Annotated in this window: 17 protein-coding genes; 11 read left to right on the top strand and 6 right to left on the bottom strand. The window is 45.2% G+C overall.

Translation table 11 applies throughout. The features are described 5' to 3' along the window. Positions 1–162 precede the first annotated feature (162 nt). Positions 163–1,920 carry a thioredoxin domain-containing protein gene (locus AC3A14_RS01195; protein ID WP_318731960.1) on the top strand — a complete coding sequence of 586 codons (1,758 nt, stop codon included), beginning with the start codon at positions 163–165 and terminating at the stop codon, positions 1,918–1,920. 54 nt (positions 1,921–1,974) lie between these two features. Here the strand turns inward: AC3A14_RS01195 and AC3A14_RS01190 are convergent, their stop codons facing one another. From AC3A14_RS01190 to AC3A14_RS01180, 3 genes are all read right to left on the bottom strand, one after another. Next, positions 1,975–2,211, bottom strand: a complete 237-nt coding sequence (locus AC3A14_RS01190) for a hypothetical protein (protein WP_318731959.1) — start codon at positions 2,209–2,211, stop codon at positions 1,975–1,977. Between the two features lie 47 nt (positions 2,212–2,258). Continuing rightward, entirely contained in the window at positions 2,259–3,452 is a 1,194-nt protein-coding gene (gene nagA, locus AC3A14_RS01185) for an N-acetylglucosamine-6-phosphate deacetylase (RefSeq protein ID WP_318731958.1), read from the bottom strand. Positions 3,453–3,598: 146 nt separating this feature from the next. After that, complete coding sequence (locus tag AC3A14_RS01180) at positions 3,599–4,597, bottom strand: ROK family protein (RefSeq protein ID WP_318698337.1); 999 nt, start codon at positions 4,595–4,597, stop codon at positions 3,599–3,601. Between the two features lie 63 nt (positions 4,598–4,660). Between AC3A14_RS01180 and purE the strand changes: the two genes are divergently transcribed. The 6 genes from purE to AC3A14_RS01150 all read left to right on the top strand — a co-directional run bounded on the left by purE (position 4,661) and on the right by AC3A14_RS01150 (position 11,674). After that, complete coding sequence (gene purE / locus AC3A14_RS01175; RefSeq protein WP_318731957.1) at positions 4,661–5,179, top strand: 5-(carboxyamino)imidazole ribonucleotide mutase; 519 nt, start codon at positions 4,661–4,663, stop codon at positions 5,177–5,179. Between the two features lie 268 nt (positions 5,180–5,447). Then, on the top strand, positions 5,448–7,004 hold the full coding sequence (locus tag AC3A14_RS01170) for an ammonium transporter (RefSeq protein ID WP_413039209.1): 1,557 nt from the start codon (positions 5,448–5,450) through the stop codon (positions 7,002–7,004). Positions 7,005–7,148: 144 nt separating this feature from the next. After that, positions 7,149–8,063, top strand: coding sequence for an SGNH/GDSL hydrolase family protein (locus AC3A14_RS01165; RefSeq protein ID WP_318731955.1), 915 nt, complete (start codon positions 7,149–7,151; stop codon positions 8,061–8,063). 21 nt (positions 8,064–8,084) lie between these two features. Further along, entirely contained in the window at positions 8,085–9,278 is a 1,194-nt protein-coding gene (locus AC3A14_RS01160; RefSeq protein WP_318731954.1) for a 4-hydroxy-3-methylbut-2-enyl diphosphate reductase, read from the top strand. Between the two features lie 305 nt (positions 9,279–9,583). Beyond that, complete coding sequence (locus tag AC3A14_RS01155; protein ID WP_318731953.1) at positions 9,584–10,996, top strand: ABC transporter substrate-binding protein; 1,413 nt, start codon at positions 9,584–9,586, stop codon at positions 10,994–10,996. Between the two features lie 72 nt (positions 10,997–11,068). Then, on the top strand, positions 11,069–11,674 hold the full coding sequence (locus AC3A14_RS01150) for an ankyrin repeat domain-containing protein (protein WP_318731952.1): 606 nt from the start codon (positions 11,069–11,071) through the stop codon (positions 11,672–11,674). Positions 11,675–11,901: 227 nt separating this feature from the next. On the opposite strand, the gene AC3A14_RS01145 is transcribed toward AC3A14_RS01150, so the two are convergent. Next, a complete protein-coding gene (locus tag AC3A14_RS01145) occupies positions 11,902–12,150 on the bottom strand; it encodes a Ycf34 family protein (protein ID WP_318702096.1) in 249 nt (82 codons plus the stop codon). A 194-nt stretch (positions 12,151–12,344) separates the two neighbouring features. Here AC3A14_RS01145 and AC3A14_RS01140 point away from each other — a divergent pair, with 194 nt between their 5' ends. Next, a complete protein-coding gene (locus tag AC3A14_RS01140; RefSeq protein ID WP_318731951.1) occupies positions 12,345–13,601 on the top strand; it encodes a tRNA nucleotidyltransferase/poly(A) polymerase-related protein in 1,257 nt (418 codons plus the stop codon). Between the two features lie 185 nt (positions 13,602–13,786). Here the strand turns inward: AC3A14_RS01140 and AC3A14_RS01135 are convergent, their stop codons facing one another. Further along, the gene (locus AC3A14_RS01135) at positions 13,787–15,619 is read right to left on the bottom strand and encodes a sensor histidine kinase (RefSeq protein ID WP_318731950.1); all 1,833 of its coding nucleotides are present in this window, start codon (positions 15,617–15,619) and stop codon (positions 13,787–13,789) included. A 169-nt stretch (positions 15,620–15,788) separates the two neighbouring features. Between AC3A14_RS01135 and AC3A14_RS01130 the strand changes: the two genes are divergently transcribed. Continuing rightward, positions 15,789–17,732, top strand: a complete 1,944-nt coding sequence (locus AC3A14_RS01130; protein ID WP_318731948.1) for a C1 family peptidase — start codon at positions 15,789–15,791, stop codon at positions 17,730–17,732. Between the two features lie 33 nt (positions 17,733–17,765). Here the strand turns inward: AC3A14_RS01130 and AC3A14_RS01125 are convergent, their stop codons facing one another. Then, positions 17,766–18,131: a hypothetical protein gene (locus AC3A14_RS01125; RefSeq protein WP_318731947.1), complete on the bottom strand. Its 366-nt coding sequence runs from the start codon at positions 18,129–18,131 to the stop codon at positions 17,766–17,768. Between the two features lie 115 nt (positions 18,132–18,246). Between AC3A14_RS01125 and AC3A14_RS01120 the strand changes: the two genes are divergently transcribed. Together AC3A14_RS01120 and AC3A14_RS01115 are read left to right on the top strand one after the other, a co-directional pair. Continuing rightward, positions 18,247–18,954 carry a diacylglycerol/polyprenol kinase family protein gene (locus AC3A14_RS01120; protein ID WP_318702090.1) on the top strand — a complete coding sequence of 236 codons (708 nt, stop codon included), beginning with the start codon at positions 18,247–18,249 and terminating at the stop codon, positions 18,952–18,954. A gap of 90 nt (positions 18,955–19,044) precedes the next feature. Continuing rightward, the coding region (locus AC3A14_RS01115) for a DUF3038 domain-containing protein (RefSeq protein ID WP_487778895.1) at positions 19,045–19,481 on the top strand (437 nt) is incomplete at its 3' end.

Below are 19,481 nucleotides of genomic sequence, written 5' to 3'. Positions count from 1 at the left end.
TAAGTCTGCACTTATGTGAAGGGGATATAGTTCTTTAGGACTAGATTAGATTGGTACTCAAGAGTCGGTTGATTTGGGCGATTGGATCGAAGTGGATGAGCGATCGCAATTTCTAGGATTGATTTATCCGATACAGGTTTAGACAATCCGGAGGATTTGCTCGTGACGACCACTTTACCGACACCTCAAAGCAAAAATACTCAACCCGTTCAAACCGTTGAGTATGTCTCGAACTTACCCCATGGGGTAATCCCTTGTGCGTTAGCAGCTAGTGTACTGAGTTTAAGTGCGATCGCCGGATTTGTCTATCTCCGTTATGGTAATTTTAACTCAACTCAAATTCCTCTCCAGACTGAATCCGTTCAAGGCTCTAACCTCGTTGGCGAAAACATTAGTTTCTATCGTGCTCCAAATTCTCTCTATAATATCGAATTTGAAATCAGCCAGAACGGACAATCTACCCCTATTCTCTTAAACAATGTCGATCTGCGGTTAATGATTCCCCAAATTCCTGCCTCAATTCGTGGGAATCAAGCCCTAACGCAATGGTTTCTCACGGAACGGGAATTTAATCGACAACGGGTTATTTTCTCTGCGGGTTCCCCAGAAATTTATCTACCCGACGGCTTCATGGGTTACTCCAGCGAAGAAATCTCCATTGCCGTCACCAATAATTGCTTAGGTGCAGGCTATTGGGAATTAGCGGTTTTTGCCGAAACTTCAGAGGGAAAACAAAAAATTTATCAAGGCTACTTTGACTTTCCCAAAGGAGCCTATAGTCGTCTTGTCAGCGAACTGAATGGTGTTTCCTATTGGGATCATGCCCCATCCATGGAAGCTTGGCCTGGATTTAACTTCTATAGTGGAATGCCCTTTGATTTAGACGCAATACGAACAGCGAAACGCCGCTATCTGGTTGATGCCCAAGACTTAAAACACGAAAATATTCTAGCCACCAATGAGCAAATCAGTAAAGCAAAACTCATGGTGGTTAATCAACCCCTAGAAACCATTGAAACTTGGGAAGACTTGCAGCAAGCCAATCCGAAGTTTCAAAGTTTTGTTCCTCCAGGAATTTATAATCCAAATAAACTCTGGAAAACCGATTATAGTCAAATTTCCCATTTGCAGAGTGCTACAGCTAAAACGATTGAATCCCCTTTAGCCAATGAAGAATTATTAGAATTGGAATTAACTCTCAAGAGCCAGTCCGGGAAACTTCGTAAATTTATCGTCAGTGGAGTAGATTGGCATCAAATTCCCCAAGTTTCCACGGATCAGTACGATCGCGGAATCTATATTCCTATTGGGTTTGCCCCCCCATTTACCGATAACTACGAGCAGTTGAAACAAAATCCACCCCACAAGAGTCCTTTATTTAGTGTCATGCTAGATGGATACAATCTAGCCATGAATTATCGCAAGGATATCGGCATTAATGGCTTAGTGATGCATCGAGATATCCAAAATCCCCATAAACTGCATTTTTATTTTATGTCTTATGAGCGGATTACTTTGGTGAGTCACTATGTTTTGGATTTAACTCAATGGGTGCTAATGGAACATCCCGAACCAGAAGCCATGAGTGCGGTGAAAACATTTGACTATACTCCATCTATGGCTCTCTCTCAAGTGGATTTAAATCAAAAAGTATATACCCAACTGGATCAAGCTTGGCAAACCAATCCCCAATTTAAACAACGGCTAACTTATCGCATTTTTGTAGATTCTCAAGGCGTAATTACCGGTTATCTTCCCAGTTCAAATGAAGCTCAAGATTGGGTGGACAATACCCCATTATCGGATATGAGTCGAGCTTCTGAATTTGACGATCGCGGGGTGGATTCCTTCCGAGTCGTTTTTACCCCAAGGGGAGGAATAGAGGTCAGTCCTTGGTGGGGATGGGATTCTCAAGAGTAAGCCATATGTCGGGAGCCAGAAACCCGGTTTCTTCAAGAAACCGGGTTTCTAATATCAAGGGCGCGATCGCACAATATCTTCAAATTCCCGAATCGCTACACTTGAACCCATTTCCCAACCCCGCTCAATATAATTTGGAATGAGTAGCTTCAAATTATACTCAGGAAACCATTGGCTCTTTTGAACTTCTTGATAACCCTGACGATCAAATTGATGGAAATATAACTTTTTTTCTCTATAAATCCACAGTTCTGAAGGGGCGATCTCCTGATAATTCTTCGGTTGTGTCATCGAAGTTAAATCCACTTCAATCACCAAATCTGGGGCAGGATCGGTTTCTAAATCAATCCGCTATAGCAATTATCTGTAGCCAGAAACCCGGTTTCTTCAAGAAACCGGGTTTCTAACCTCTCCCAAGTTAATCGCTGTTCCAACTCATTCCAAGACCAACGGAGTAGATCGGCAGGTTGACCCACAGAAATGCCAGGCATCCCCAAAGCTTTTCGCGGAATTTCTGTCGCTAACTCAATTGCTTCGCCTAACTCACAAACACCCCAGCGCACTAAATTTTCTACTCCAGCAAATAACGGTAATGTCGTGCCCGACAATGTACCATCGAGTAACCGTGCAGTTCCCTGTTTGACTTCAATGTTTCGACTATCCCAGGGATAAATTCCATCGGGTAAACCTAAAGGAGCCAGGGCATCACTAACCAGAAAAATATTTTTATAATTCGCTCGCAATACAAGATCAATCATCGTAGGACACACATGAATTCCATCTGCAATTAACCCACAATAAATTTTGGGATTCACTAATGCAGCGCCCAATAAACCGGGGTCTCGATGGTGTAAACTGGGCATGGCATTAAACGCATGGGTCACCATGGTTGCGCCCTGTGCAAAGGCCAATTTCGCTTGCTCTAGGGTCGCTTGGGAGTGACCGAGACTCACTGTAATTCCCAAGGAGGTTAAGTAGGAAATCACTTCACCTGTGGGATCGAGTTCTGGTGCAAGGGTGATGACCTTTACAACTTCTGCATAGTCACCCAATACCTGTTTAATGTTTTCTAGAGTTAAGGGAAGCAGATATTCCCAAGGATGAGCGCCCCGTTTTTCTTGGTTTAAGCATGGCCCTTCTAAATGAATACCCAAGGGTTTAGCCGCATTTTTCGAGGGTGAAAATTGTGATAAAACCTTTAACGATCGGTGGATATTTTCAATGGATGTCGTGACTAGAGTTGGCAAGAAATAGCTAACCCCTTGTTGCCACAAAAGTTGACAAATTTGATTAAGTTTTTCCTCGTCTGCGCTGGTAATTTCGGGAAAGGCTAATCCCAATGCGCCATTAATTTGTAGGTCGATTCCTGCCAAGGATATCCAGTCCCCTTGAACATCTAGGATGGGTTGATCTCTAGTGTGTTGGTCTTGGGTGGGTAAGATGGCTTGAATCTGACCCTCTCGAATCACTAACGTCTGTCGTTCTTGATATCCGGGCAGGTGGGCGTTAATAATATTTAGGTTAGGATTCATAAAATTAGATGATTGCAAGTGAAGATTCTTGAAACGGGTGAATTATATTTTCTTTGTTGTTGCGCTTTAGCCGCTTTGAGCTTCCATCGCGCTAAAGCACAACAACACTCTAATTTTTTAAGACACTACTTTAGAGCCATGACCCATTACCAGTGGGTAGCACTATATTGTGCTGCACCATAAGCGGCACTATCGGATAGGGTATCAATTGACCATTCGACTCTAGTGTTTTTCAGATGGGGGAAAGAATGGTCAATTTCATGGCGAATCCAACCAATAGCATCCTTTTTAAATCGTTTATAAGATTCATCAGATGCCGTTTTCTGTTTTTCCTGCGCTCCACCAGAGATCACAACGAGGTCGCATCCGATGGTATTGAGGACATTTTTGGCAGCTCTTCCCAAATTAGTAAAATATTCATGCCAGATGTCCGTAACATCTTGGAGGGGATTGTCCGCTTGACCGAGGTCGCGGAGTATTTTGGCAACTTCCATGGGATTACCTTGCAGAACTTCGGGGACATTGCCTTTGGCTTGTCGGTGTTTGACCATGTTTCTGAGTCCGAGTAAGGAGGCTCTGGTTTCGGCACATCCTCTAGCACCACATCCACAAAGGTCGGCATTCTCGCTGGTATCGACGAGAATATGGCCGAATTCTGCGCTGACTCCAGGACTAGAAAAGATTTTACCGTTGATGATTAAGGCTCCTCCTAATCCGGTTCCGGTAATAAACTGAGCCATGGAGGAAGAGGCTTGATTTTGAGCTTCTCTGACGGTGTATTCTCGGTAGGCAGCAGCATCGCCATCATTGAGGAGGAGTGCGGGTAAGTTGAAGGTATCGGAGAGTTTCTGTTGAACGTTTACTCCTTGCCAGGAGCGATCGATGTTGGTGGGATAAACGCACAGTCCTGAAGAGTCAATGGGAGCGGGACAAGATGCGCCGATCGCCTTGACCTCTTTTGGATTAACATTATTGATTTTGAAGATCTCTTGGGCGGCGTTTTTAATCACGTTTACGGTAGCATCAGGGCCTTCGGAAGCTCGACTGGGGTTGTCTAGGCGATCGCCAATCACCCCGTTTTCCGAATCCCATAATCCCAGTTTTACCGTACTGGCTCCGATATCGATGCCCAAATAAATGCTCATTTTGACCTCCGTTAAGCGGTATATTGCATCGTATCAAATCCTGAATCTCAATACCTGATGCTTATGTCCGATCCTCTCGTTGGTATTATTATGGGCAGTGATTCCGATCTGCCCACCATGAAAGCGGCGATCGCCGTTTGCGAAGACTTTCAAATCCCAACTGAAGTAGCCATTGTTTCTGCCCATCGCACGCCCGAACGGATGGTCACCTATGCCCATAAAGCCCATGAACGGGGCATTAAAGTCATTATCGCTGGCGCTGGAGGGGCAGCCCATCTACCGGGAATGGTTGCTTCATTAACGCCTTTACCGGTTATTGGTGTACCTGTAGCCTCTCGCCATCTACAAGGACTCGACTCCCTCTACTCCATTGTACAGATGCCCAGAGGAATTCCCGTGGCAACTGTGGCGATCGGCAACGCTCAGAATGCCGGACTATTAGCGATTCAAATCTTAGCCACTTCTCAACCCCAGTTACTGCAAGCTGTTCAAGCCTATCGTCAACAACTTAATCAATCAGTAATTGATAAACAAACTCAATTAGAACGTCTGGGATATGCAGATTACTTAGAAAGTATGTAATATAATTTTTCAAGAGAATCTTCAAAAAGTAGTCTAGAGTACAGAATAAACTCATCGAAATTGATGCAATCTACCTATCGTATTCACAGAACCAATTCAAGGAGTAGCCAAGCTTAAAGTAAACCTTAAAGTCGGCATTGAGTTTGACAGCATCCTGATGAGATTGGTTCTACGAAAAGCTGGAAGCCTATCTATTGTCACCTACTCAGTGAGTAAACTGCATCTCCAAATTTTTGATTTTTGCGGTGATTCTCCAATAAAGAAATTCATGGAAAGACAATCATTGAAAACTCAACGCCTTGATATCGGAGGGAGTCCGAAAAAACTCTCAAACCTCTTGGGCCATAAGCCTTGGAGGCAACGGCCCCAACTGAGCGCCCTACGCCTGTTATGGGGTCGTCGCAGTACTCTCAATTGGATCGCCTGTATTCCCCTATCCGCAATCATTGTGGTGATTTGGGAAGTGGCCGCCCAAGCTCAAGAAGCTGCCCAACCTGGGTCTCCAGAATATATCCAAGGAGTCCTCAATGCCATTTGGATTTTAATTGCTGCCATCCTGGTCATCTTCATGAATGCTGGGTTTGGCATGTTAGAAACCGGATTTTGTCGTCAGAAAAACGCCGTCAACATCCTCTCCAAAAACCTGATCGTCTTTGCCCTAGCAACTCTCAGCTTTTGGGCTATTGGCTTTTCCCTGATGTTTGGCTCGGGTAATGGCTTCATCGGAGGTGGCGGTTGGTTCCTCAGCAGTACCGATCCGGCAACCTATGGTCTTGACCCATTCCCTGGGGGGTTACCCATTCCGGTATTCTTCCTTTTCCAAGCTGCCTTTGCTGGAACGGCTGCCACGATCGTTTCGGGAGCAGTAGCAGAACGGATTGAGTTTATCGCCTTTGTTCTCTTCTCCCTACTGATTGTAGGCATTAGCTATCCCATCTCCGGTCACTGGGTTTGGGGTGGCGGCATGTTAAGCGATATTGGTTTCCTGGGTACGGGATTTTCTGATTTCGCTGGCTCTACCGTCGTTCACTCCGTTGGAGGTTGGGCAGCTTTGATGGGTGCGGCGATCTTAGGGCCTCGGCTGGGTAAATATGAAGATGGCCAAGCCCGCGCGATTCCCGGCCACAGTATGAGTATTGCTACATTGGGATGTCTCATCCTCTGGATTGGCTGGTTTGGATTTAACCCCGGTTCCCAACTGGCGGCTGATGAAGCAGTTCCTTACATTGCGGTCACAACTAACCTAGCTGCTGCCGCTGGTGGAGTTTCAGCTACCGCTGTTTCTTGGCTCAAAGATGGTAAGCCTGACCTATCGATGATCATCAATGGTATTCTGGCTGGTCTGGTAGGGATTACGGCGGGTTGCGATGGAGTGTCCTATCTCGGAGCTGTGATTATTGGCTTAATTGCTGGCATCCTAGTGGTCTATGCAGTTGGATTCTTCGATACCGTTCTCAAAATTGATGACCCTGTGGGTGCGATTTCGGTTCACTTGGTCAATGGGGCTTGGGGAACTATAGCCGTTGGCTTGTTTAATACGGAATCTGGCCTATTTTATGGCGGTGGGGCCAATCAACTGATTGCCCAAATTATCGGTATTCTAACCATTGGTGGCTTTACGGTGTTGCTTAGTACCATCTTCTGGTTAGCGCTCAAAGCAACAGTCGGTATCCGCGTCCATCCAGAACAAGAGTTTGAAGGCTTGGATATCGCTGAACATGGCATGGAAGCTTACAGTGGATTCTTGAAAGAGTCCAGTGGAGTAAGGAGTGGAGGAATGGCAGATGCAATGAAGGCGGCTAGTTCTAAAGGTAGCTCAGACTAATTGCTCTAGAGTGTTTTAAGGTTAAGTTATTTCCTCTGATGAGAACCGCTAAGGATTAAAGATTTTCCTTAGCGGCTTTGTTTTGTTGAGCGTCCGATCCTATCATGGGATTGGTAATTGAGTCTGTTGAATCGGTGTAGGGTTGTGTTCAACCGTAGAAAAAAAATTCCCATTTGGGTAGGATTATCTCTATCTGCCAATGTGGTCTTAGCTTTATTACTGATCCAGGGGCAGCGTGAGATGGAGTCGGTCGAAGGGCGATCTCTCCGACCAATAACGGATACTCCTTCTGGTATCCCTGCTCAGGCCAAGATCGTCTCAGTGAAGACGGGTGTGCAACAGAGTTCTACCCCAGCTCCAACCCCATCTTCATCCCCATCTCCAGCCCCAGCCCCCGATAAACCTCAGAGTCATCACCTGACCTATCAAGAATGGGTGGAACTCTTGGCTAGAGAAGCCCAAGTTGCAGCGACTCAACAACCGGAAAATTTATCCATTTTAGCGGGAGACTCAATTAGTTTATGGTTTCCTCCAACCTTGCTACCTCCTGGACGAACTTGGCTTAACCAGGGGATTTCTGGGGAAACTTCTGGGGGGTTATATCGCCGTTTACCTCTTTTAGATGGCACGAACCCTAAAACGATCTTTATTCTAATTGGCATTAACGATCTGCTCAAGGGAGTGAGCGATCGCGAAATCTTGGATAACCATAAGCAAATTATTCAAGACCTGAAATGGAATCACCCCCAGACAAAACTGGTCATCCAATCTATCTTGCCCCATCAAGGGCCACAGGCGACTTGGGAACAGAAAGAACGTCTTTTATCGGTCTCGAATGAACGAATTCGCCAACTGAATCAACACCTTTGGGCCCTAGCTCAGTCCCACGGAGTATATTATCTTGATTTATATCCCCTGTTTGCAACTGCACAAGGGAGTCTACGGGCTGAGTTAACGACTGATGGCTTACATCTGAATCATCAAGGCTATTTGATTTGGAGTACGGCTATGCAAATGTTCAGCCAACATTACCTAGACTCTCGCCAGGGCTATCCCTAACTCACAGACACTCATTAATCCATGGATACTAAAGCCTTTTCTAGCACGCTCAAAAAATCTGACAATTACCATCGCAAAGGGTTCGGTCACAAAGAGGAAGTGACTGAGTTAATGAACACGGCATATCAAAGTCCCCTGGTGCAACAGTTGCGCGAGAATAACTATACGCTCACTCAGGGAAAGGTAACCATCCGATTGGCTGAGTCCTTTGGATTTTGTTGGGGAGTGGAACGAGCAGTAGCCATGGCTTATGAAACTCGCGAACATTTCCCCACCGAAGAGATCTGGATTACCAATGAGATTATCCATAATCCAGACGTTAATGACCATTTGCGCCAGATGAATGTGCAATTTGTTCCGGTTGAAGGGAACACTAAAGATTTCTCGGTGGTGAACTCAGGAGATGTGGTGATTTTACCGGCTTTTGGCGCAAGCGTGCAGGAAATGAAGCAGCTCTATGACAAGGACTGTAAAATTGTGGATACGACTTGTCCTTGGGTCTCTAAGGTCTGGAATACGGTAGAAAGACATAAGAAAAAAAGCTACACTTCAATTATTCATGGCAAGTATAAGCACGAGGAAACTGTGGCGACAAGTTCCTTTGCAGGAACCTATTTAATTGTCCTGAATAGGGCAGAAGCAGAATATGTCTGTAACTATATTCTTCATGGGGGAGATAAGACGGAGTTCTTAGACAAGTTTAGTCGCGCTTGCTCCGAAGGGTTCGATCCAGACCGAGATTTAGTCGCGGTGGGAATTGCCAATCAAACCACCATGCTCAAAAGTGAAACGGAGCAGATTGGCAAGTTGTTTGAACATACAATGATGAAAAAGTATGGCCCTGATACCTTGACGGAGCATTTTCATAGTTTTAATACGATTTGTGATGCCACCCAAGAGCGCCAGGATGCCATGTTAGGCTTGGTTGAAGAATCCATGGATTTGATGGTGGTCATTGGTGGCTTTAATTCATCGAATACAACCCATTTACAAGAAATTGCGATCGCCAGAGGTATTCCTTCCTATCATATTGATGGGGGCGCTCGCATTTTGGCCGATAATCGTATTGAACATAAACCGTTGGATGGGGCGATCGCCATTGCTGACACTTGGTTACCTTCTGGTGAGATTGTAATCGGTATTACTTCTGGTGCTTCTACTCCGGATAAGGCGGTGGAAGAGGTCTTAGAAAAGATTTTTGCTGCTAAAGCATAGGGCGCTATGTGCTAGGGAATGGGGAATGGGGAATGGGGAATAGGAAAAACCCAGTTTTGTCCTTTTCTTGAACTATCCATAAATAGTGTTATCCCATTGCCTTATAAAAAAACAGGGGTAATCTACTAACTCCCCCTGTTTTTGTTGACTTTTTCTGTTGTATTGCTCAGTTATAGTGCATGTTCATAGAGAAATGATATAATCCTTGCTTTCGATGATCGATGAAGAGTCTCTGTGCGTAGCGCTAGAGTTGGCATCAGACCTAATCTTTAATTTTTAATTGCTTTGAATTCTGGAGAGAACAGATGGCTCAAAAGAATGACACCCCAATCTTAGTTGTTGCCCTAATTGTGTGTTTGGGCGTAGTGGGTTTGGGTTTATGGTGGTTTCTGAATCGGACAGAGGTGGAGATCGCCAGTTCCCCTTCACCGGAAATGGTAGATTTTCAAGTAGAGGAGTGGCTCAGTTCTGGAGAGCGGTTGTTAATTACGCAAGGGGCAACTCTCCAGAAACGGAGTGCAGTCGCTCAGATAGCGCAAGGAAATTGGGAAGAGGCGATCGCCAATTTAGAAGACTCTTTAAACATCAATCGTAACGATCCTGAAGCGCTGATCTATCTGAACAACGCCCGCATTGCTGGGCAAACAGCCTATACCCTGGCTGTATCTGTCCCTATTACCACCCAACTGAATGCTGCCCAAGAATTACTGCGGGGTGTAGCTCAAGCGCAACAAGAGATGAATGAACAGGGCGGAATTCAAGGGACTCCCCTACAGATTTTAATTGCTGACGATGCGAATAATCCAGATGCTGCTGTTGAGATTGCCCAAAAACTGGTAGCTGACGATCGCATTTTGGCAGTCATTGGCCACTATAGTAGTGGGGTGAGCCTGGCGGCTGCTTCTGTATACGAAAATGGGCAATTGGTAATGATTTCTCCTACGTCTACTTCCGTAGAGTTATCGGGGAGAGGCAATTATATTTTCCGCACTGTTCCAAGCGATCGCTTTTCGGGGACAACTCTTGCTCGCTATTTACTTCAAGATCTACAAAAACAAAAAGTAGCTGTATTTTTTAACTCCACCAGCAATTATAGTCAATCCCTCAAAGATAGCTTTACTACCGCCCTATTTGCGGATGGCGGTGAGGTGGTCACCGAGATAGACTTTGCCAGCTTCATGTTTAATCCGAGTCAAGCGATTGAAGAGGTTATGGCTCAAGGTGCTGAGGCGATTTTACTTGCCTCGGATTCTACGGTATTCCCTGATGCCCTTGATGCGATCATTATTAATAACCATAAATTACCTCTGCTGGGAGGCGATAGTTTATACAGATCTGAAGTCTTAAAAGCAGGACGAGCAAAAGCAATGGGGATGGTTGTCGCTATCCCTTGGGATTTTGTCGCCAATGCCAACTCGGCTTTTGCCCAAAGCAGCCTCCAGTTATGGAGCGCACAGGTGAATTGGCGCACTGCCTTAGCCTATGATGCGGCTCAAGCGCTGTTAGAGGCGCTCACTGGCGAAGAACCGAGTCGTTCCAGTATCCAGAAAGCTCTGGTGGCTCCGGATTTTCAGGTCAGTGGTGCATCGGGAACTATTCGGTTTCTGCCATCAGGCGATCGCAATCAAGCCCTCCAGTTAGTACAAGTTCAACCTGGCGATCTCACCGGATTCGGCTATGATTTTGTTCCCCTAGTGGGATTTAAACCAGAACAATAATGATTCCTCTACTGTTCTTAATTTAGGATGAATACTCATTGGTTAAACATCTGTAATCAATCACTCAAGAAAATGCCTGAAAAATCAGTATTATTTGAAGCGATAGAAGCAGGGGATTCAAGGACTGTTCAATCCCTCATCACAAGTGGAGCTGACCTAAGTCAAAAAGATGTTGACGGACGCAGTCCAATGCGAGTAGCTGTTGCATTGGGTCATTTAGAAGTTGCCAAAACCTTGTTGAGTGCAGGTGCAGAAATTGATTGTCTAAACGAACATATATTCGGTAGAGCTGTTCATTATCAGCGGCTAGATATTATCTGCTTCTTGATTGAAAGGGGAATAGATGTCAATTTAAGGTTTATAGAATATGAAGAAGTAACTGCTTTAATGGAGGCTGCATCAGTTGGTAATATGAATATCGTCAAGAAACTGGTAGAGTCTGGGGCTGATGTCAATGCTATCAGTCGTCAGAATGAGTATGCACTGATGAACGCAGCTTCTAAAGGATGTCAGGAGATATGTAATTATCTAGCCCCTCTGACTTCCCCCGAACTACGGAAGTGGGTAGAAAAACTACATCCCAAAATGCTTCTAAGCGAGGCACCTAGAAAAATTGATATTCTGAGTCATGTGAGAAAGAGTGTTCGACGTTACAATCGTCGCCAATCACAAAAATAGACCTCTTGCATAATTGTGCAGAAAATAAATGGCAATGGAGTAATCCTGCATTCTTACCCCTATTCCCTATTCCCTATTCCCTGACTTCTGCAAGAAGTCTAATGATTGACGTGAGATGGGGAAACTAAGACTTCTATTGCTCTATGCTTAGTCTAGAAGAACAGGGCAATAATTTAGGCTTGTCTAATTCTCCATGTCTTGAGCATCTCCCCATCCCTGTGTCTACACTATGTGGGAATCAACTCCCCAGGACGTAACCTTGACCATTTACCCTGTTCTTGTTTAAAACTCTCACATCCGACCACATCCCACTCCATCTCAATGATCTCTCCCTGGTGGCGGATATTGACATTAATTTCAGGGTTGATGGCTTCAAAATCTGGATTTTCCGTCAGATGGGGTTGTTGGTGTTGACCTTCCACGGCATGATAGGTAAGGCAACGGTCTACATATTCGCAATTGACACAAATGCACATAAGCCAACATCAAGCTAAAACATCACAATAGAAAAAGAGAAGGATAAAGCACGCTCCTCTTTCCTCATACCAATTCTCGATCGGTTTGGGCTTAACCATTGGCTGAGAGCAACTTACCTGGAATTGGTATCCCTCTGCTAATCTAACCTATTCCTTCTTGAAATTGCCCAAATGTGTTCAGATTGTAATTCACCATGCTTGACTTAACTGGTGTAGCTCTTAGTCCAGAAACCTGGCCTTTTGATTTAGAATCGCTTCCCGAAGATACTTGTTTAGTGGGGGGAGCGGTGCGCGATAGCCTGCTGAAACGGCAACGGGATTATCTGGATCTGGATTTTGTGCTGCCGGAAAATGCTGTAGAAACGGCGCGTCAGATTGCTAAATTCTATGATGCGGGGTTTGTGGTGTTGGATGCCAGGCGGCAAATTGCGCGGGTGGTGTTTGAAAATGCCACAGCAGATTTTGCCCAACAGGAGGGAGAAACCCTACATCTTGATTTAAAGCGGCGGGATTTTACGGTTAATGCGATCGCCTATAATCCGTTTACCCAGACCTTAATAGACCCATTGGAAGGCTGTCAAGATTTACAACGCCAACTCATCCGTATGGTATCGGCGCAAAACTTGGCTGACGATCCCCTAAGACTGCTACGAGCCTATCGCCAAGCGAGCCAATTGGGGTTTACCCTTGACCGAGAAACCCAAAAAACCCTAATTAGGTTAGCACCAAAGTTGCGTCAAGTCGCAGCCGAACGGGTACGGATGGAGTTAGGGTATTTACTGAATTTACATTCGGGAAGTGAAGCGCTGGAGAAGGCTTGGAAAGATGGAGTGTTAACGGGTTGGTTTCCCCATAGCTGTGCAGAGCGGGTGACTCAAGTCCATCAGGTGGATCGGATTGCAGAGGAATTGAGCGATCGCTGGTCTCAATTACGAGAACACTTTAATCAACCCATTCTCGCCAGCCAACCCACCAATAGAATCAGTTTAGCTAAACTGATTCTGTTTATCTCCCCAGAAGTCCAAAAAGCTGAGGTAGAACTAAAATCCTTGAAATTGAGTCGTGCTGAAATTCGTGCGGCGATCGCCGTTTTGCAGCGCTTACCAAATATCCTCTACCCGCAACAGATGGACTTGCGAGACCAGTATTTTTTCTTCCAAGCGATCCGTTCCGTTTTTCCGACACTGATGCTCTTAGCACGGGTGAGAGGGGTGGCTGTGGAGGCGATTGCGCCCTTGTGCGATCGCTTCCTCAATCCCAACGATCCTGTCGTTTATCCCCAACCCCCGATCGCGGGTAATACCTTGATTGAATCCCTTAATCTATCCAAAGGCAAGTTAATCGGTCAATTATTAACCGAAATTCAGATCGCCCAAATTGAAGGCAAGGTTAGCACCCAAGCAGAGGCGATCGACTTTGCCCACAATTGGCTCAAACCCATTAAACCTTAGCAGAGAAGGAGTTGGTTAGGATAGTTAGGTTATGGTTTGAGGCAATAGGCAATGGGTAATAGAAAATGTCCTAACTCTCCCTTTCTCTGCTATGGGACATTTTCTATTGCTAGAAGGCTTCGCACTCTACCCCTCTTCTGTCACTCTAGGAAGACCATGACAGCGCTTTGTGCTGTAATTTTATCTCAAGTTCTCGGAAGAACGCAATTCTCAACAACCAGAGGCAACATCATCTCAAATTTAGCCCCTTTTCCAGGTTGGGAGAAACAATTCAGTTCTCCCTGATGTTTTTCCGTAATAATTTGATAGCTAATTGCCAAACCCAAACCTGTGCCTTTACCCACCGGTTTCGTAGTAAAGAAGGGATCAAAAAGTTTCTCAATGGACTTTTCACAAATACCTAAGCCATTATCTTCAATCACAATTTTTACCCTCTTCTGGACTGGGTAAGTGTGAATGCGAATATAACTGGGATTTTGCTTAATTTCTTCATAGGAACGATTTTGATTATATTCATCCAACGAATCAATCGCGTTAGAGATCAAGTTCATAAAGACTTGATTAAGCTGTCCTGCATAGCATTCAACTCGAGGAATATCGCCATAGTTTTTAATGACCTGAATTTCTGGATGTTCGGGTTTCGCTTTCAGACGATTTTGCAAAATCATTAACGTGCTATCTAAACCTTCATGGAGATCCACTTCTTTGACCTGGGATTCATCCATTCGTGAGAAGGTACGTAGGGATTTAATAATTTCCTTAATCCGATCTGAACCCACTTTCATAGAGCCGATTAAGCAGGGCAAATCTTCCTTAATAAATTCTAGATCAATGGCTTCTATTTCTGCTTCTATTTCCTCTTCTATTTCGGGGTAATATTTCTGGTACAGTTCAATTAAATTCAACACATCTTCAGTATATTTTTGGGCATGAGTGAGGTTCCCATAAATGAAGTTAACCGGATTATTAATTTCATGGGCAACCCCAGCAACCAATTGCCCTAAACTGGACATTTTTTCCGTTTGCACCAACTGGGTTTGGGTACTGCGCAGTTCAAATAGAGTCTGTTCGAGTTTCTGGGTTCTTTCTTGAACTCGTAGCTCTAACTCTTCATTGGCTCGTTTTAAGGATGCTTCTGCTTCAAAGCGCTTGCGATCGATTTTTCCTAGCGCTCTGGCGTTCCAGGCAATTAAGCTGGAAAATACAATCACATTGATAATGCCTAATAAGCAAATGGCTAATTCTGCAGTGTAGATTTTGTCACGATATCCCAATAACATTAGCCAACCAATAAATGGGGGAATCAGGACAGCAGGAAGGATAAGGCGCTGTGCCAAAATCCCCCCAGCATTGTTCATGGTGATTAATGACGCTAATCCTCGTTTGGGATTGGCCAGAAAGATGCTGAGGGTACTTAAGAGAAAAGCGATAGTTGTATGCAGAGCCATCGCACTAAAGGCTGAACCGTATTTATAAAAGTAAGCATTGCCGTAAAGATAGCCCAGCAATCCTAAATAAGCAATTAAAAAGCCCCCTAGGGCCAATATTTGCGAACTGAGATAATTTTTGCGGGGAAAAACTATGGCGATTAAGGCTAATCCAACCAGTAAAAAGTTTAAGGCAGTGTTGATTGCCATCCGTCCCGGAGAAGCGTTGGCAACAGCATCTACTGAATCTTTGAATACCAGTTGATCGATCCCAAAATCTATAGTTGAGACATATTGAATCAAGGTCAAAAAACCAATTAAAAATACCAAAATTGCTGAACTTTGGGAAGTCAAACGAGTTTTATGTGTCCCTGGGTCTTGATACCATGCCCATAGGGAAATACCACTAAAAAGAAAGCAAAATGCAGTGTTTGCTTTCATGGTCACTAGACCCGGTAGCACACTTTTGAGGAATCCAATATCAAAAAACCAGCCAATGATTACTATAAGTCCAATCCAAAATACAGCGATCGCACTCCGTTTTGAGACTTTTTGCAAATTTGCGATCAGTAACTTAGAGTGATTTACCACTGTTTTTTGGATAGATCTTACTTATTTGGAAAATTATACCACTTTTGTGATTTCTGTTGGTAATTGTAGTAACAATTTCAGAAAATCTTTAGATTTGTAAATAAATTCTGGTTAAAGTTTAAGGTTAGCCATAAAATTAACTCAGTTGCTAATACCGTATTCCCCATTCATGCATAGTATCCTCAAAGTTGTCGATCGCATCCTAGACACCCGTCCCGATACCCTCGACTTTCGCGACCAACTCTACGAAGCGACCTTAGTCGATGTTCCGGCTCGCATCGACCTGGAAGAATACAGGAAACTGAATATTCCCATTCTGGATCAAGGACGGGAAGGGGCTTGTACTGGGTTTGCCCTAGCTACAGTTGCCCATTATTTGCTGGCGAAACGCTATGGGTTAAACAATCTGACTCCAGTTAGCCCCTGGATGTTGTACGCTATGGCCAAACGCTACGATGAATGGCCGGGAGAAGACTACGAAGGATCGAGTGCCAGAGGAGCCATGAAAGCCTGGCATAAACACGGAGTGTGTAGCGATCGCCTCTGGACCCATCGCTCCGGAAAAGTGAAACGAGACCTGACGGGAACTCAAGCCTCGGATGCATCCCAACGCCCCCTGGGAGCCTATTATCGGGTGAATCATAAAGACTTGGTTGCCATGCATAGTGCGATCGCAGAAGTCGGAATCCTTTATGCCACAGGACTCGTCCATGAAGGCTGGGAAAGAATCGACTCAGATGGCGCGATCCCCCTCAAAGAAACGATTCGAGGCGGCCATGCCTTTGCTCTAGTGGGCTATGATGAACGGGGCTTTTGGTTCCAAAACTCCTGGGGCAATACCTGGGGCAAAAATGGCTTTGCTCTGATCGCCTATGATGATTGGCTGCTCAACGGAACTGATGTTTGGGTCGCGCGTTTGGGGGTTCCGATTATCCTCAATAATCCCATTCCCAGAAAATCTCAGTCACGCAGTAGTCAGCAAAAAACCAGCGCTATCTATGCGAATTTGCGTCCTCACTTAATCAGTATTGGTGCAGATGGGGCATTAAGCGACAATGGAACCTATGCAACCTCCTCTGAAGCTGTCCAGAGAATTTTAACCGAAGACTTTCCCCAGATGAGCGAATCTTGGCAGAAAAAACGCCTCTGTCTATTTGTCCCAGGGGGTTTACAGTCAAAAGACCAGGTGGTTGAAGCGATGACCAACTTGCGGCAAGTCTTCCTCAATCAAGAAATTTATCCCCTTGCTTTCCTCTGGAATAATGAGTATGGTGCAACGTTAACGCAGATTCTGCAAAATGGCTTAAAGCAGCGGCGACCCGAAGGCACAGTAGAAGACAATCAGGATTTTATGCTCGATCGCCTCGATGATGCCCTAGAACCGCTTGTCCGTCCAGAGGGAAGTCTTCAATGGAGTGTGTTGAAAACCAAAGCCTTACAAGCAGCGAAAATCTACAATGGGGGAATACGCTTAATTTTGCAATTTATCGATCGATTGCAAAAACAAGAGCCGAATCTAGAAATTCATCTCGTTGGTCATAGTTTAGGCAGTTTGCTCTTAGAACCCTTGGTACAACTGTTAACCACAGACGGTTTAATTAGCGGTTCCCTCCTGGAGGGAGATGTGGGCTATGGTCAGGCGATCGCCTCCTGTACCCTCTGGGCCCCTGCTTCCACTCTATCAGCGTTTCATGAAAGTTATGGCCAGGCGATCGCCAACAACAAAATCGGCAAATTTACCCTGTTTACCCTCACTGATGAAGCGGAAAATAACGACCAATGCGCTAACATTTATCACCGCTCTCTACTCTATTTGATCGCCCATAGCTTAGAAGAAAAACCCCGAATTCCCTTTTCGCCCACCCATGCTCAAGGAACGGCGATCGCTGGAATGGAAAAATTTATCCGCCAAGATGAACAACTCCAAAGTTGGATCGCCTCTGGCAAAGTGGATTGGATTTTAGCGCCCAATACCGGTTCCCAAGGCGCTCAATTCCATTGTGCCGCCCGCACCCATGAAGGCTTTTCCCAAGATCCAGCAACCTTAAGAGCGACCTTAGCTCGTATTCTGGGAGAACCCGAAATGGAGGAGAGCGAAGAGACTCAACAGTAGGAGATCGAGAGGCACAAGGTTGAGCGCATCTGATTAACTCTCTTCCGGAGGATGCCAACCGGCTGAAACCCAAGCTTGTCTTACAGCTACAGCATAGGGATTATTTAATTTTAAGGCGATCGCTGTTGCTCGCCCACAGGCTGTAATCCCCTGAATCCTTGTGCCATCTTCCGACCCAGTAAAATGGGAAGACCATTGTTGCTCACGAGGGTTGTATAACTCTACCTTTTTCTGGCTAGATATGGATTTTAGATCTAATCCATTACTCCTAACGGGTGGAATTAAGGAAATTATGGTATCGGCTAAAACGCTGGCTAAATCTCGGTTAGCCAGTTGTGCAAAACGTTTAGCCTGTAGATAAACATCATCAGGTAAGGTAATAGTGATTTGGGTACTCATGGGTTGGCATCAGACTTGAGTATTTTCAGGATAACGAGAAAATGTAGCTCACCTAGGGCCGAATTCTGGCAGAATCAGACATAGAGCAGTCGAAAACTGGAAACCGTAGGCGATCGTGTCCATTTCCCCCGTCTTTACTTTAGAGCTAAAATTTCTCACCATCAGTCTATGGCTAGGATTCATCTTCTTTGCCTCGGTCTGGCTGAGTCGTTATCCTTGGGCGAATGCGGAAATCATTCGTAAGGTGGTTCATATTGGCTCAGGAAATGTGATTCTGTTGGCCTGGTTCTTCGATATTCCTGCTTGGGTGGGGATAGCTGCCTCGATTGTATTTAGTGCGATCGCCCTGTTATCCTACTCTTTCCCCATCCTACCGGGCATTAATGGCATCGGTCGCCAAAGTTGGGGGACATTTTTCTACTCGGTGAGTATTGGTCTGCTCATTGCCCTCTTTTGGCCGTTGCATCAACCCTATTATGCTGCTCTGGGCATTTTGATTATGACTTGGGGCGATGCTCTAGCGGCCTTAGTGGGGCAAAATTTTGGTACACGTCCCTATTCCCTAGGCACGATTCAAAAAACCTGGGAAGGAACGACAACCATGTTTGCGGTCAGTTATCTGATCTGTGTCGTGATTTTGCTGCCGGTTTATGGCAATGTGAGCTTGATTTGGATTTCTTCAGCGATCGTTGCTCTGTTTGCCACTATTTTAGAAGCGTTTTCCCGCTTTGGTATTGATAATTTAACCGTCCCGCTCGGTAGCGCGATCCTGGCCTTTGGATTAATGGAAGGCTTAACCCTAGGAGAATTCTATCTCCGTTAACTCTCCCCATGACCCATGCTCCATTGCCCAAATGGTTTCCAAACCTGTAACACTCACACTAGAATCAATACCATGCCCTATGCTTAAATCATGCCTTCACCCGTGAAGTCGCCTAAATCAAAGTCCCAATTGCCCTTGGATCAAGTCCCCGATCCAGAGCAACTTGACAATATTAAAACCCAATTAGATCTGATTTTACTGGCACTGGAGGCCTTGGCGGGGATTGGCTCCGAAGCCATGCTACAAGCAGCAAGTAAACTTAATTTACCAGGAGTTAGCGATCGCGTCAGCTTGTGGCGTTTACGTCAAGCGAGTCCCTTACGCAAAGGGAGTGGCGGCCGGAAAAAACTCGATGTCGAAGAGGCGCGATCGCTCGTGTTAATCTGTTGTGAATTAGCCCAAAATCACCAAGAACGGATTCGCCGTGCAGTCGGACTACTTGAACAACTAACGGCCGAAGATCGCCCCCCACATACGATGTCCCTCCTGGGGGATTATCTCGACACTTTTACCAATACTTATCAAGA

The organism is Roseofilum sp., from assembly GCF_982964205.1.
The sequence above is the reverse complement of the archived record's forward strand: the minus strand, read 5'-3'. Positions and strand labels throughout refer to the sequence as shown.

Excerpts from the sequence above, each read along its gene's own strand:
- AC3A14_RS01145 (WP_318702096.1), bottom strand. The coding sequence starts at position 12,150 with ATGTGCATTTGTGTCAATTGCGAATATGTAGACCGTTGCCTTACCTAT.
- AC3A14_RS01140 (WP_318731951.1), top strand. The coding sequence starts at position 12,345 with ATGCTTGACTTAACTGGTGTAGCTCTTAGTCCAGAAACCTGGCCTTTT.
- AC3A14_RS01170 (WP_413039209.1), top strand. The coding sequence starts at position 5,448 with ATGGAAAGACAATCATTGAAAACTCAACGCCTTGATATCGGAGGGAGT.
- AC3A14_RS01190 (WP_318731959.1), bottom strand. The coding sequence starts at position 2,211 with ATGACACAACCGAAGAATTATCAGGAGATCGCCCCTTCAGAACTGTGG.
- AC3A14_RS01180 (WP_318698337.1), bottom strand. The coding sequence starts at position 4,597 with ATGAGCATTTATTTGGGCATCGATATCGGAGCCAGTACGGTAAAACTG.
- purE (WP_318731957.1), top strand. The coding sequence starts at position 4,661 with ATGTCCGATCCTCTCGTTGGTATTATTATGGGCAGTGATTCCGATCTG.
- nagA (WP_318731958.1), bottom strand. The coding sequence starts at position 3,452 with ATGAATCCTAACCTAAATATTATTAACGCCCACCTGCCCGGATATCAA.
- AC3A14_RS01160 (WP_318731954.1), top strand. The coding sequence starts at position 8,085 with ATGGATACTAAAGCCTTTTCTAGCACGCTCAAAAAATCTGACAATTAC.
- AC3A14_RS01150 (WP_318731952.1), top strand. The coding sequence starts at position 11,069 with ATGCCTGAAAAATCAGTATTATTTGAAGCGATAGAAGCAGGGGATTCA.
- AC3A14_RS01155 (WP_318731953.1), top strand. The coding sequence starts at position 9,584 with ATGGCTCAAAAGAATGACACCCCAATCTTAGTTGTTGCCCTAATTGTG.
- AC3A14_RS01125 (WP_318731947.1), bottom strand. The coding sequence starts at position 18,131 with ATGAGTACCCAAATCACTATTACCTTACCTGATGATGTTTATCTACAG.
- AC3A14_RS01130 (WP_318731948.1), top strand. The coding sequence starts at position 15,789 with ATGCATAGTATCCTCAAAGTTGTCGATCGCATCCTAGACACCCGTCCC.